At 61.3% G+C, this 13,486-nt stretch carries 15 protein-coding genes; 10 read left to right on the plus strand and 5 right to left on the minus strand.

Annotated features, from left to right (window positions below; translation table 11 throughout):
- The first annotated feature begins 5 nt into the window (after nucleotides 1-5).
- The 3 genes from efeO (AC07N4_RS02620) to efeO (AC07N4_RS02630) are packed head-to-tail and all read left to right on the plus strand — an operon-like array spanning nucleotide 6 to nucleotide 3,367.
- Nucleotides 6-1,205 (plus strand): iron uptake system protein EfeO, encoded by a 1,200-nt coding sequence (gene efeO / locus AC07N4_RS02620; protein ID WP_493064880.1) that lies wholly within the window; start codon nucleotides 6-8, stop codon nucleotides 1,203-1,205.
- A 17-nt stretch (nucleotides 1,206-1,222) separates the two neighbouring features.
- Complete coding sequence (gene efeB, locus AC07N4_RS02625; protein WP_192558073.1) at nucleotides 1,223-2,521, plus strand: iron uptake transporter deferrochelatase/peroxidase subunit; 1,299 nt, start codon at nucleotides 1,223-1,225, stop codon at nucleotides 2,519-2,521.
- Between the two features lie 21 nt (nucleotides 2,522-2,542).
- Nucleotides 2,543-3,367, plus strand: coding sequence for an iron uptake system protein EfeO (gene efeO / locus AC07N4_RS02630; RefSeq protein WP_096821487.1), 825 nt, complete (start codon nucleotides 2,543-2,545; stop codon nucleotides 3,365-3,367).
- A gap of 63 nt (nucleotides 3,368-3,430) precedes the next feature.
- Here efeO (AC07N4_RS02630) and pssA read toward each other — a convergent pair whose 3' ends face one another.
- Entirely contained in the window at nucleotides 3,431-4,774 is a 1,344-nt protein-coding gene (gene pssA, locus AC07N4_RS02635) for a CDP-diacylglycerol--serine O-phosphatidyltransferase (protein WP_096821488.1), read from the minus strand.
- A gap of 250 nt (nucleotides 4,775-5,024) precedes the next feature.
- On the opposite strand from pssA, the gene AC07N4_RS02640 reads away from it, so the two are divergent.
- Nucleotides 5,025-5,591, plus strand: a complete 567-nt coding sequence (locus AC07N4_RS02640) for a TetR/AcrR family transcriptional regulator (protein WP_096821489.1) — start codon at nucleotides 5,025-5,027, stop codon at nucleotides 5,589-5,591.
- A 52-nt stretch (nucleotides 5,592-5,643) separates the two neighbouring features.
- Nucleotides 5,644-6,123, plus strand: a complete 480-nt coding sequence (locus AC07N4_RS02645) for a nuclear transport factor 2 family protein (RefSeq protein ID WP_096821490.1) — start codon at nucleotides 5,644-5,646, stop codon at nucleotides 6,121-6,123.
- A gap of 42 nt (nucleotides 6,124-6,165) precedes the next feature.
- Here the strand turns inward: AC07N4_RS02645 and sfnG are convergent, their stop codons facing one another.
- Complete coding sequence (sfnG, locus tag AC07N4_RS02650; protein ID WP_493064881.1) at nucleotides 6,166-7,260, minus strand: dimethylsulfone monooxygenase SfnG; 1,095 nt, start codon at nucleotides 7,258-7,260, stop codon at nucleotides 6,166-6,168.
- A gap of 256 nt (nucleotides 7,261-7,516) precedes the next feature.
- On the opposite strand from sfnG, the gene AC07N4_RS02655 reads away from it, so the two are divergent.
- Nucleotides 7,517-8,296 (plus strand): TSUP family transporter, encoded by a 780-nt coding sequence (locus tag AC07N4_RS02655; RefSeq protein ID WP_027611974.1) that lies wholly within the window; start codon nucleotides 7,517-7,519, stop codon nucleotides 8,294-8,296.
- Here the strand turns inward: AC07N4_RS02655 and nudC are convergent.
- From nudC to AC07N4_RS02670, 3 genes are all read right to left on the minus strand, one after another.
- Nucleotides 8,264-9,094 carry an NAD(+) diphosphatase gene (nudC, locus tag AC07N4_RS02660; RefSeq protein WP_493064882.1) on the minus strand — a complete coding sequence of 277 codons (831 nt, stop codon included), beginning with the start codon at nucleotides 9,092-9,094 and terminating at the stop codon, nucleotides 8,264-8,266. The genes AC07N4_RS02655 and nudC overlap by 33 nt on opposite strands.
- Nucleotides 9,095-9,100: 6 nt before the next feature.
- A complete protein-coding gene (locus AC07N4_RS02665; protein WP_085709995.1) occupies nucleotides 9,101-9,913 on the minus strand; it encodes a crotonase/enoyl-CoA hydratase family protein in 813 nt (270 codons plus the stop codon).
- 82 nt (nucleotides 9,914-9,995) lie between these two features.
- Nucleotides 9,996-10,769, minus strand: coding sequence for a class I SAM-dependent methyltransferase (locus tag AC07N4_RS02670; RefSeq protein WP_096821608.1), 774 nt, complete (start codon nucleotides 10,767-10,769; stop codon nucleotides 9,996-9,998).
- 157 nt (nucleotides 10,770-10,926) lie between these two features.
- Between AC07N4_RS02670 and AC07N4_RS02675 the strand changes: the two genes are divergently transcribed.
- From AC07N4_RS02675 to pncA, 4 genes are all read left to right on the plus strand, one after another.
- The gene (locus AC07N4_RS02675) at nucleotides 10,927-11,460 is read left to right on the plus strand and encodes a tetratricopeptide repeat protein (RefSeq protein WP_096821494.1); all 534 of its coding nucleotides are present in this window, start codon (nucleotides 10,927-10,929) and stop codon (nucleotides 11,458-11,460) included.
- A 62-nt stretch (nucleotides 11,461-11,522) separates the two neighbouring features.
- The gene (locus tag AC07N4_RS02680) at nucleotides 11,523-12,008 is read left to right on the plus strand and encodes an RNA polymerase sigma factor (RefSeq protein ID WP_141401792.1); all 486 of its coding nucleotides are present in this window, start codon (nucleotides 11,523-11,525) and stop codon (nucleotides 12,006-12,008) included.
- Nucleotides 12,005-12,763 (plus strand): anti-sigma factor family protein, encoded by a 759-nt coding sequence (locus AC07N4_RS02685; RefSeq protein ID WP_493064883.1) that lies wholly within the window; start codon nucleotides 12,005-12,007, stop codon nucleotides 12,761-12,763. The genes AC07N4_RS02680 and AC07N4_RS02685 overlap by 4 nt, the downstream gene beginning before the upstream one ends.
- 51 nt (nucleotides 12,764-12,814) lie before the next feature.
- Entirely contained in the window at nucleotides 12,815-13,441 is a 627-nt protein-coding gene (gene pncA / locus AC07N4_RS02690) for a bifunctional nicotinamidase/pyrazinamidase (protein ID WP_096821496.1), read from the plus strand.
- Nucleotides 13,442-13,486 lie beyond the last annotated feature (45 nt).

Raw genomic sequence — 13,486 nt, forward strand, 5'->3', positions numbered from 1 at the left:
CCTCCATGTCAAAGCCTAATATTCCTCAGGCCTCCCCTCCCCGCGCCTTGCGCTGGGCGGTGGCCGGTTCGGTGGTCGTGATGATCGCCGCCGGTGGCCTGTTCTACTACGCCTCGAAAATGGCTGCGGCCAAGCGTCAGCACAACCACGACGAAGTGGTGGTCAACATCCACCCCGGCAGTTGCGAGCCCAACGAGCTGAGCGTGCCGGCCGGCCGTGCCAGTTTCCGCATCGTCAACCGCTCCGATCGGGCGGTGGAATGGGAAATCCTCGACGGCGTGCTGGTGATCGAAGAGCGCGAAAACATCGCTCCGGGCCTGAGCCAGGTGATCAACGCCAACCTGCAACCCGGCGATTACGCCATCACCTGCGGCCTGCTGAGCAACCCGCGCGGCGTGCTGCATGTGACGCCGACCGCAGCCTCCGATGCCGCCGCCAAGGCCAAGCCGTCGATGGTCGTTTTCGTCGGGCCGCTGTCGGAATTCCGTGTCTATCTGGCCACCCAGAGCAGCGCGCTGATCAGAGCCGTCACGGCGCTCAATCAAGCGATCACCAGCGGCGATCTGGCCCAGGCTCAAGCGGCGTACCTGCCGGCCCGTGTCGCGTACCAGCGTCTGGCCCCGGCCGCACAACGCCTGGCCGAGCTGGACAACAGCATCAACGCCCGCGCCGATTACTTCGAGAAACGCGAGCAGGATCCGGCCTTCGTCGGCTTCCACCGCATCGAGTACGCATTGTTCCAGCAACGCAGCCTCGACGGTCTGTCGCCGGTTGCCGAACGCCTGTTGGGCGACGTCACCACGCTGAAACAACAGTTGCTGGCCCAGTCGCTGCCACCGGAGCAACTGGTGGAAATCCTCGTGCGCAACCTCAACACCCTGGCCGACGTGCGCGCCGCCAGCGGCGAAGAGGAACGCTACAGCCACGGCGACCTCAACGGCTTCGCGGCCAATCTGGAGACGGCGCACAAAGTCGTCGAATTGCTGCGCCCGATGCTGAGCAAATCCGCCGCCGACCTGCTGCCGAAAATCGACAGCGCGCTGGCTGATTTCGATACCACGCTGAACGGCTTCAAGGTCAAGGACGGCTACGCCAGTTACGACACCGTCAACGGTGAGCAACGCAAGCAGATCGCCGACAAGGCCAAGGCTCTGGCCGACGCCCTCGACGCCATTGATCCCGCCCTCGGCCTCTCCGGCCTGTAAGTAGAAGACGAATACCGATGAACGATTCCGAACACTTCAACCTGCAACGTCGCCGCGTACTGATGGGCATGGGCGCCGCCGGTGTCGCACTGGCCGGTACCGCCCTGAGCTGCCCGGCGATGGCCGCAGCGCCTGCGCAAGTCACCGAAGCGCCGAGCAGCGACAAGACCCAGGATCACCACGACTTTCATGGCGCGCACCAGACCGGCATCGTTACCCCGCGTCCGGCGTCCGGCATGCTGGTGTCATTCGATGTGCTGGCCAGCGACCGCGAAGACCTCGAACGCCTGTTCCGCACCCTCAACGAGCGCATCGCGTTCCTGATGAAGGGCGGCCCGGTGGCGCAGATCGATCCAAAATTGCCGCCGCCGGATTCCGGCATCCTCGGCCCGGTGGTCACGCCGGACAACCTGACCATCACCGTGTCGGTGGGCGAATCGCTGTTCGACGAGCGTTTCGGCCTCGCCTCTGCCAAGCCCAAGCGCCTGATTCGCATGGTCGGTTTCCCCAACGATGCGCTGGAGGCCGATTGCTGCCACGGCGACCTGAGCCTGCAGTTCTGCTCCAACACCGCCGACACCAACATCCACGCCCTGCGCGACATCGTGAAGAACCTGCCGGACCTGCTGCTGGTGCGCTGGAAACAGGAAGGCAGCGTGCCGCCGCAAGCCCCGGCGAAACCCGGTGTGCCAGCGCAATCGGCGCGTAACTTCCTGGGTTTTCGCGATGGTTCGGCCAACCCGGATTCCAACGATGGCAAAGCCATGGATCGCATTGTGTGGGTGCAACCGGGCAGCGACGAGCCGGCCTGGGCCGTTCACGGCAGTTATCAGGCGGTGCGGATCATCCGCAACTTCGTCGAGCGCTGGGACCGCACGCCGTTGCAGGAGCAGGAAAGCATCATCGGCCGAGTCAAAACCACCGGCGCGCCGATGGGCGCCAGCCATGAGACCGAAGTCCCCGATTACAGCAAGGATCCGGAAGGCAAGCTGACCAAGCTCGACGCGCACATCCGCCTGGCCAACCCGCGCACCGCCGCGAGCCAGGCCAACCTGATCCTGCGTCGGCCGTTCAACTATTCCAACGGCGTGAACAAGAACGGCCAGCTCGACATGGGCCTGCTGTTCATCTGCTACCAGGCCGATCTGGAAAAAGGCTTCATCACCGTGCAGACCCGCCTCAATGGCGAGCCGCTGGAGGAATACCTCAAGCCGGTCGGCGGCGGTTACTTCTTCACCCTGCCGGGTGTTACGGGCGACAAGGATTTCATCGGTCGCTCGTTGCTCAACGCTACCCAACCAAAAACAACTGCATAGCATTCAACAGGAGCCGCCCCCATGAAAAAGACGCCCATCGCGTTATTGCTGACCCTCGGTCTACTCAACACCCCGCTGTCGGCGTTCGCGGCGACCGCACCGCTGGATCTGGTCGGGCCGGTTTCGGACTACAAGATCTACGTCACCGAGCAACTGGACCAACTGGGCACCCACACCAAGCAATTCACCGATGCCGTGAAAAAGGGCGACCTGGCCACCGCGCAGAAGCTCTATGCACCGACTCGCGTCTACTACGAGTCGATCGAGCCGATTGCCGAGCTGTTCAGTGACCTCGATGCATCCATCGACTCCCGCGTCGATGACCACGAAAAGGGTGTGAAGGCTGAAGACTTCACCGGTTTCCACCGCCTCGAGTACTCGCTGTTCTCGGAGAAGAGCACCCAGGGCCTGAACGATCTGGCCGACAAACTGGATAAAGACGTCCAGGACCTGCAGACCCGCGTCGCCGGCCTGACCTTCCCGCCCGAGAAAGTCGTGGGCGGCGCTGCCGCCCTGCTGGAAGAAGTCGCTGCCACCAAGATCTCCGGTGAAGAAGACCGTTACAGCCACACCGACCTCTATGACTTCCAGGGCAACATCGACGGCGCGAAGAAAATCGTCGACCTGTTCCGTCCGCAGATCGAAAAACAGGACAAAGCCTTCGTGGCCAAAGTCGACAAGAACTTCGCCACCGTGGACAAGATCCTGGCCAAGTACAAGACCAAGGACGGCGGCTTCGAGACCTATGACAAAGTGAAGGAAAACGACCGCAAGGCGCTGGTCGGCCCGGTCAATACCCTGGCCGAAGACCTGTCGACCTTGCGTGGCAAGCTCGGTCTGAACTGAGTTCGGCGCATAAAAAAATCCCCCGGACGCGTCCTGCGTTCGGGGGATTTTCGTTTTCCGGTCTTACAGAATCCGGTACAGCAACCGCTCGACCCGTACCCGGCTCACGCGTTTGAGGAACTTGGCCACCCCGCTCGGGTAATCCGGCAAGGCTTCCAGATCCTGGAATCGTGCGATTCGCTGGGTGTGTTCGAAGATGTTTTCCAGCTCCAGACGCCGAGGCTCCAGCCACTCGCCTTTCGGGTCATCGATCAGCAAGGCGTTTTCCAGATCGAGACGGAACGCCCGCGGGTTGAGGTTGTTGCCGGTCAGCAAGGTGTAGCGCTGATCGATCCACATGCCCTTGAGGTGATAGCTGTTGTCGCCCTCACGCCACAAATGCAGGTTCAACTGGCCGCTGTCGATGTTGCGCTGATGGCGCTTGGCGAAACGGCGCAGGCTGATCTCGTAGAGATACGGCAGCGCGGCGATCACCTTGAACGGCTCGGTCGGCGGAATGTAGAAGTCGTTGGCCGTTTTGTCGCCGACCACGATGTCGATCTTCACGCCACGAGCCAGCGCCCGGTTGATCTCGCGGATCACCCCCAGTGGCAGGTTGAAGTACGGCGTGCAGATGGTCAGTTGCTTCTGGGCGCTGGCGATCAGCTCCAGAATCACCCGGTTCAGCGGGTTGTTCTTGCCCACACCGAGCAACGGGCTGACGGACAGGCCGGTATGCGCCGTGCTGCCGGCGCTGGTGTCGTACGTCGCGTATTTGAGGCGGCTGCGCAGGTCGCCGATGTCGTTGCGCAGGCTGCGGGTGGTCGGCAGGTTCGGCAAGTCGAGGCGATGCACCGCTTTGGATTCGATCAGGCCGTGCTTGACCAGATGGTGCATCGAATCCGCCAGTTCCCGGCTCTGCAGCACGTGATAACGGTCGAAGCGGTACTTGTCGAACTTGTGCAGATAGACGTTGTTCAGGCTCGCACCGCTGTAGACCACACAATCGTCGATCACGAAGCCTTTGAGGTGCAGCACGCCGAACAGCTCACGAGTCTGCACCGGCACGCCGTAGACCGGCACCACGCTCTGGTGAGTGCGGGTCATTTCCTGATACCAGGCCGAGTTGCCTGGCTGCTTGCCGGCACCGATCAAGCCGCGCTGGGCGCGCAGCCAGTCGACGACCACAACGATTTCAAGCTCGGGACGCTTGAGTTTGGCGGCGTGCAAGGCATCGAGGATTTCCTGACCGGCTTCGTCATTTTGCAGATAGAGCGCGACGAGGTAGATGCGCTGGGTCGCCTGGGCGATTTTCTCCAGCAGGCAACGACGGAACTCGGCGGCGCCGGACAGAATGGTCACGGCCTCGGCGGTCAGCGGAAAGCTGCGCAACTTGGGCAGCAGAGAGCGTTTGAAAAGCAACGGCATAGGGCTCGCAATGGGTCGAATCCGAAGAACCCGAGAGCTTACACCATCAACTCCTTCGGGTCTTCCCGCCTGATTGATCGTTCCCACGCTCTGCGTGGGAATGCAGCCCGGGACGCTCCGCGTCCCTTCCAGAGCTGGAACGCGGAGCGTCCCTTGAGGCATTCCCACGCAGACGGTTCGACGCCTCGACGTGGGAACGATAAATAAAAAACATTTGACCAAGGAGAACGATCGTTCTACTGTTCGCCACATGAACGAAATCACTAGCAACGACACGACCCGCGACATCATTCTGGATGTCACCGAAAAGTTGATCTACAAAAGTGGCATCGCCGCCACTGGAATGGATCTTCTGGTGAAAACCGCCGGTGTCTCCAGAAAGAGTATCTACCGCTACTTCGCCAACAAGGAGGAGCTGACCGTCGCCGCCCTGCAGCGCCGCGACGTGCGCTGGATGCACTGGTACAGAAGCGCCGTCGATCAGGCCGAAACCCCGGCCGATCGCCTGCTCAACCTGTTTACCGTGCTCAAGGGCTGGTTCGCCTCGGAAGGCTTCCGGGGCTGCGCCTTCATCAATACCAGTGGCGAAACCGGCGATCCGCAGGATCCGGTGCGCCTGGTCGCCAAAGACCACAAACAAAAGCTGCTCGACTACGTGTGCGAGCTGTGTACCGAACATGGTGCCGAGGACCCGCAACTGCTGGCCAAACAGTTGCTGATCCTGATTGACGGCGCCATTACCGTAGCGCTTGTGATGGGTGATCACAGTGCCGCCGATAATGCGCAATGCATGGCGCGAAAGTTATTGGACCTGTAAAGCCTCAATAAGCGACAAGTTGTTCAATCGTTAATTTGATCGGGAGACAAACATGTCTACTGCAGCCGAAGTGCGTCCGCCATTGCCACCCTTCAACCGTGAATCGGCCATTGAAAAAGTTCGCCTGGCCGAGGATGGCTGGAATTCCCGCGACCCGCACCGCGTATCGCTGGCTTATACCCTCGACACAAAGTGGCGCAACCGCGCCGAATTCGCCAACAACCGCGAAGAAGCAAAAGGCTTCCTGACCCGCAAATGGGCCAAGGAACTGGATTACCGCCTGATCAAGGAGCTCTGGGCGTATTCCGACACCCGCATCGCCGTGCGCTACGCCTACGAATGGCACGACGACTCGGGCAACTGGTTCCGTTCCTACGGCAACGAGAACTGGGAGTTCGACGAGCACGGCCTGATGTTCCAGCGTTATGCCTGCATCAACGATATGCCGATCAAGGAAAGCGAGCGCAAGTTCCACTGGCCGCTGGGCCGACGCCCGGATGATCATCCGGGGCTGTCCGAGCTGGGTCTGTAATTAAGCCGTCGATCCTTCCTGCAGATTGTGCAGGAAGGGTCTTCAGGCCACTTCGGCGCTGTGCTTCAGCGTTGCTTTGGCTTCCAACTCCCGCACCAACGGCAACACTCGCTTGCCGAAATACTCCACCTCTTCCTGAAAGTGCAGGAACCCCGCCAACACCAAATCCACTCCCACCGCTTTCAACGCCACGATCCGCTCGGCAATCTGCTGCGGCGTGCCGACCAGGTTGGTCTTGAAGCCGTCGTTGTACTGCACCAGATCTTCAAACGTCGATTTCGCCCAGTTGCCCTCGCCCTCCGGCGATGCCCTGCCCGCCTGTTTCGCCGCATCACCAAAGGCATTCACCGCTTCCGGATCCGCCTGATCGATGATCTGTGCCAACACCGCTTTGGCTTCTTCTTCGGTATCCCGGGCAATGACAAACGCATTCACCCCGATTTTGACTGAATGATGGTTCGCTGCCGCTTTGGCGCGAATGTCATCGACCTGGGCCTTGATGCCTTCGACGCTGTTGCCGTTGGTGAAATACCAGTCCGACACCCGTGCCGCCATGTCCCGCGCCGCACGGGAGCTGCCGCCCTGAAAGATTTCCGGCCGGCCCAGCGGTTTCGGTTTGAGGCTGTAGTTATCGAAACGATAGAAATCGCCACGGAAGGTGAAATTGTCCTGACTCCAGATCCCTCGCAATGAACGGATGAACTCTTCCGAGCGACGATAGCGCTCGTCGTGCTCCAGCCAGTGTTCGCCGATGGCCTGGAACTCGCCCTTGAACCAGCCGCTGACGATGTTCACCGCAATCCGGCCGTTGGTGAGTTGATCGATGGTCGCCAACTGTTTGGCCGCCAGCGCCGGTTGCCACGGGCCGGGCAGAATGGCGGCAATGACTTTAAGCGTGCTGGTGGCGGCGAGCAGCGCGTGGCTGAACGCCACCGATTCATGCTGGAACTCGGCGCCGTAGCCGGCGGTGAAACGGATCTGCGTCAGGGCGTATTCGAAACCCGCCGCCTCGGCCAGTTGCGCCAGTTTGCGGTTGTAGTCGATGCCCCAGTCGGTACGTTGTTCGATCTTGCTGACCACCAGCCCACCGCTGACGTTCGGCACCCAGTAGGCAAATTTCACGGCTTGCTGACTCATTGGCGTGTCCTCGGGACAGTTGATGACGGTGAGAGAGGTAGAGCAGCAAGCGTGCCAGCCTCGATAGCCCGGTTTTATTGAGGCTTCAGGTGATCGGGATGCATGACGGGAGGGTGATTTGTTGTGTGCGTGTTGGCTGGGCAACAGTTGAACCCTCGGTGCCCGGGCCTTATGGGTCGCCGCAACACCCGGAAATGAGTAACATGACTGCCCTCCCCGCAGCCCAGCTCTGCAACCTGCCGAATAAGCCGATTCCATGCCTTTCGAACTCAGCGTTGACCTCACTACCCTGGCCGTTCTGGCCCTTGTCGCTTTCATTGCCGGATTCATCGACGCCATCGCCGGCGGTGGCGGTCTGTTGACCACGCCTGCGTTGCTCACCGCCGGTCTGCCGCCGCACCTGGTGCTGGGCACCAACAAGTTGAGTTCGACCTTCGGCTCGGCCACCGCCAGTTTCACCTTCTACCGGCGCAAGCTGTTTCACCCACGGCAGTGGATGCACGCCATTGTCGGCACACTGGTCGGCGCACTGACCGGCGCCATCGTCGCCCACTATCTGCCAGCCGAGTGGCTGAACAAGATGTTGCCGGTGATCGTCTTCGCCTGCGGCCTGTACCTGTTGTTTGGCGGCACGCCGAAGGCACCGCTGGACAGCGACGCACCGATCAAGAAGAAGTGGCAATCGACCCAGGGCTTCAGCCTCGGTTTCTACGACGGCGTGGCTGGCCCCGGCACTGGCGCGTTCTGGACCGTCAGCAGCCTGCTGCTCTATCCGATCGATCTGGTCAAGGCCAGCGGTGTGGCGCGCAGCATGAACTTCGTCAGCAACATTGCGGCGCTGTCGGTCTTCGTGTTTTCCGGGCAGGTGGACTGGATCATCGGCCTGAGCATGGGCCTGTCGGTGATGGTCGGCGCGTTCTTCGGGGCGCGCACCGCGATCAGCGGCGGCGCCAAGTTCATTCGTCCGGTGTTCATCACCGTGGTGCTGGGGTTGACCGTGCGTCTAGCCTGGCAACACTGGTTCAGCGTGGCCTAAGCGCCGCGCCACGTAGACGTCGATCAGGTAACGGGCAATCGATTTTGACGCCGGCAACGGCGGCAGATCGTGCACGTTGAACCACTGGGCGTCCTCGATCTCGTCTTCCTGACAGACAATTTCGCCGCCGGCGTATTCGGCATGGAAACCCAGCATCATCGAGTGCGGGAACGGCCAGCACTGGCTACCCAGGTACTGGATGTTCTTCACTTCGATGCTGACTTCCTCTCGCACTTCGCGAATCAGGCAATCCTCGGCCGACTCCCCAGGCTCCGCAAACCCCGCCAGCGTGCTGTAGACCCCGGTGACGAAACGCGGTGAGCGCGCCAGCAGCACTTCATCGCCACGAGTCACCAGCACGATCATGCTCGGCGAAATACGCGGATAACTGCGCAGATCGCACGGTTGGCAATACATCGCCCGCTCCCGTGGCACTTGAGTCATGGCCTGACCGCAATTGCCGCAGAAACGGTGTTCACGGGCCCACGTCCCGATCTGCGCTGCATAGCCCAGCACTTTGTAAATCGTGTGATCGCCGTCGAGCATGAACGCCCGCAAGCCTTTCCAGTTGCAGCCCGGCAACTCGCTGGCGCTGCGCAGTTCCAGCAGGTAGACCGGCTCGCCATCGAGATGGCCGATGCCATGCTCGGCGAGGATCGACAAGTCCTGGCGCTTGAGCCATTCCCGTGGGAACAGCACGCCGTTGTCATCGAACAGAAAACCCTCGGGGCTGCGTGCGACGGCCCAGCCGCCCGGTTGATCGGTGTCCAGTACTGCGGTGGTCCAGCGAGATGTCATGGTTTCTCAATCCAGAAATTCGGGTTTCTGTTTGCTCATGTGGGCGGCCATGGCCACGCGCAAGTCGGTGGATTGCAACATGGCGGCGTTCCAGGTGGCAACGTACTCCAGACCATCGTCGATACGGTGGTCGCGCATGTAGCTGATCATTTCCTTGGTGCCGGTGACCGCGATCGGCGACTTGCCGGCGATGTCCCGGGCAATGTCCATCACGCCTTCGATCAGGCTGTCCTTGTCGCTGTAGACGCGGTTGACCAGCCCGATGCTGCGCGCCTCTTCGGCGCCAAAGGTGCGACCGGTGTAAGCCAGCTCACGCAGCATGCCGTCACCGATGATCCGTGGCAACCGTTGCAAAGTGCCTACGTCAGCCGCCATGCCGATATCGATTTCTTTAATAGAGAATTGCGCATCTTCGGCGGCGTAGCGCATGTCGCAGGCCGCGATCAGGTCGATGGCACCGCCCAGACAATAACCCTGAATCGCCGCGAGCACCGGTTTACGGCAATTGTCGACGGCATTGAACGAGGCTTGCAGAGTCAGGATCTTTTTGCGCAGCAGGCGCGCATTGCGGCCGACGTCCTTGCCCAGTTCATTGGCCACGCCGGCCAGCATCATCAGGTCGATGCCCGAGGAAAAGTGTTTGCCGGCACCGCTGAGCACCACCACCCGCACTTCGTCGGTGTCGTCGATCCACTGGAACACCTCGACGATTTCGCTCCAGAACGCGGCGTTCATCGAGTTGATCTTTTCCGGACGGTTGATCTGCACATGGGCGATGTTGTCGGCCAGTTCGACGCTGAAGGCGGTGTATTGAGTCATGGCAGAAATCCTTTACCGGTCTGAAAATGAGGCCTGAACTATATCAAGGCCTCAGAACGGCGGTTCGGCCAAATGCAGGACTCTAGCCGCCCTTCACCGCCACGAACGCGGCAGTCTCGTAAGGCACGGTCATCACATCCCTGCCCCGCAGCTCGGGATCGGACGCGACCAACGCCCGCAGCTGCTCATCGATCCGGGCTCGCTCTGCATCCGGCAGCGCCGCGATGAAACTGGTGGAACGCACCCGGTTGAAAATCACATCCTCCGGCGAGCCCGTATGACCATGGTGAAAATGCTGAGCCTGCAACGGCCCGAACGCCGGGTGCGGAAACACCTTGCGCCAGGCGCCGGTGTAGTAGCGCGGCGTGTCACCTTCCTGAGCATTGACGATGGCATCGAGCTTCGGTACCCAGCCGACCTTGGTGTCGCGCAGGTTCCATATCAGCCCGAGCTTGCCGCCGGGCTTGAGCACCCGGGCGATTTCGTCCAGTGCCTCGGTGCTGGCGAACCAGTGAAAGGCCTGGGCGCAGACCACGGCGTCCACCGAGGCATCGGGCAATGGCAAATCGGTCGCCATGGCGCTGACGGCCAGCACTTCCGGCCAGTTGGCAGACAGTTTTTCCAGCATCTGCGCCACCGGCTCCACGGCAATCACCTGGGCACCGGTCGCCACCAGCCGTCCGGTGAACTTGCCGGTGCCGGCGCCGAGGTCGATAACAGTCTTGTGGCCATCCAGGTCCAGTGTTGTCGTCAGCCATTCGGTGACCGCCGGCGGGTAGTCCGGCCGGCCTTTGATGTACGTGTCGGCGGCGGTCTTGTAACCGGCGGCAGCCGAGTGGTGAACCTGATCTTTCATGGCGCGACTCCCAATGTGGAACGGCGGATCGACGACAGACGTCAGGAGCATAGCGCTCGGGTTTGCGCTTTCCTTGAATGGCACCTGACAAAGCAATGAATAAAACTTCACCTTGCGGTGTTCAACGTGAAACATGACCCACTATGGAGCCTTGCCCATGACTTTCCGTTCCGTTATGTTCGCCGCCCCGTTGCTGATGGCCGCGATGTTGTCCAGCCCGTTGGCCCTGGCCCACGGTGATGAAGACGAGCCGGTGCAGAAGCCCAACTGCCCGAAAGGCCAGGTGCTCGACAGCAAGACGCAGAAATGCGTCAGGCAGACCAGCAGCCTGGTGCCGGACGCCGATCGCACAGACTACGCCTATCGTCTGGCCAAGGACGGTCGCTATGAAGAAGCCCTCGCCTTGCTCGACACCCTGAAACAGCCGAACACCGCCAAGGCGCTCAACTATCGCGGTTATGCCACGCGCAAGCTGGGCCGAACCGACGAAGGCATCGGTTATTACCTGCAATCGGTCAAGCTTGATCCGCAGTACGCGCAAGTCCGCGAATACCTGGGCGAGGCCTATGTCATCAAGGGTCGCGTCGATCTGGCGCAGGAACAGTTGCAGCATATCCAGAAGATTTGCGGCACAACTTGCGAGGAATACCGGGACCTGGCCGAAGCTATCAACGATTCATCGAAAACCTGACACGACACGCGGAGGCGAACATTTTCAGCGATCAGGCATTCAGAGCCGAACTCGGACAACACCTGGCGCGCCTGTGGCGCTACGGCTTGCTGCTGTCGCGCAATCGGCACGTGGCCGAGGATCTGGTGCAAGCCACTTGCGTGCGGGCGCTTGAACGTTCAGGCCAGTACGTGGCCGGCACGCGCATGGATCGCTGGCTGCTGAGCATTCTGCATTCGATCTGGCTCAATGAAGTGCGCGCCCGCCGGGTGCGCCAGGGCCAGGGTGTGGTGGACGCCGACAGCCAACTGACGTTCGACGGCGAATACGCTGCGCAGACTCACGTGATGGCAGCGCAGGTGATCCGCCGCGTCGATGCGCTGCCGGAAACCCAGCGCGAAACGGTGTATCTCGCCTACGTCGAAGGCCTGTCCTATCGCGAAGTCGCCGAGATCCTGCAAGTGCCGATCGGCACGGTCATGAGTCGCCTCGCCACCGCACGCCTGAAACTGGCCGAATACCCGCCGCTGCAAGCGGTACCGAACACCCCCGCAGGAGACCGGCAATGAATACGCCTTCGGACGAGCAACTGGTGGCGTATCTGGACGATGAACTGGACCGCGAACAACGCAGCCAGCTCGACAGCCTCATCGCCGACGATCCGCTGCTTAATCTTCGGGTGCAGTGGCTGAGCCGCAGCAACCTGCCCTATCGCGACGCCTACGATGAACTGGCCCGACAGGCACCGCTTGATCGCCTGCAAGCTCGATTGGATGCCGCACCCTCCCCGCAGCGACCCGGTTTCAGCCGGCGCTGGTTTATCGGCGCGGCGGCAGCGGGCATGGTGCTCGCGGGTGTCGCGGCCGACCGTCTGTTCCTTGGCTGGCAAGCGCAACAATCGCACAACTGGCGCGAGCTGGTGGGCGATTATATGGCGCTGTACGTACCGCAGACCCTTGAACATCTGGCCACCGACGAAGCCTCCGAGCTGGCGCAGTTGCGAACTGTCGACGCGCGGCTGGGCCTGAGCCTGTCGCCGACGAAACTGAAACTGCCCGGTGCGCAGTTCAAACGCGCGCAACTGCTTGAATACGACGGCGTGCCGATTGCACAGATGACCTGGCTCGACGCCACCCATGGCCCGCTGGCGCTGTGCGTCACGCGCTCCAACAGCGGCAGCCAGCCGCTGGCCCATGAACGCCGGCACGGGATGAACGTGGTGTACTGGACCGAACGCGAACACGCGTGGATGCTGATCGGACATAACCCGGCCACCGAGCTGGAAGGTCTGGCAAAAATGTTTAAAGAGCGGCTGAGCACATGAGCCAGCCAGTCACTATGCTTGGCGAGTGATTATCCAGGGAGGAACCCTTACATGGCGATTTCACCGCGTACTGCATTGCTGGTCATCGACGTCCAGAACGACTTCACTCCCGGCGGCCAACTGGCCGTGCCCGAGGGTGACCAGATCGTCCTGCTGATCAACCGTCTCGCCGAGCAGTTCAAGCAAGTGGTCATTGCTCAGGACTGGCACCCGGCGGGTCATGCTTCATTTGCGTCAAGCCATCCCGGCCGTCAGCCCTACGACGTGATTCAACTGCCGTATGGCGAACAGACACTCTGGCCGGATCACTGCATTCAGGGCACACACGGTGCCGAGTTTCACTCGGGTCTCAACCTGCCCCACGCGCAACTGATCATCCGCAAGGGCTGCAACCCGGACATCGACAGTTATTCGGCGTTTCTGGAAGCGGACCGTGCCACCACTACAGGACTGGCGGGTTATCTCAAGGAACGCGGTGTCGACACGGTGTACATGGTCGGGCTGGCGCTGGATTTCTGCGTGATGTTCTCCGCGCTGGATGCGCGGGCGGCGGGGTTCAATACGTTTGTGGTGCTGGACGCCTGTCGGGCGATCGATATGAATGGATCACTGGCGTCGGCGATCGAGCGGATGCAAGTGGCCGGGGTCGGGTTGATTCAATCCACTGAATTGCTCTGACTGCGGCTATATGATCGTTCCCACGCTCCGCGTGGGAATGCATAC

It is taken from the genome of Pseudomonas sp. GW821-FHT09E04, assembly GCF_059416185.1.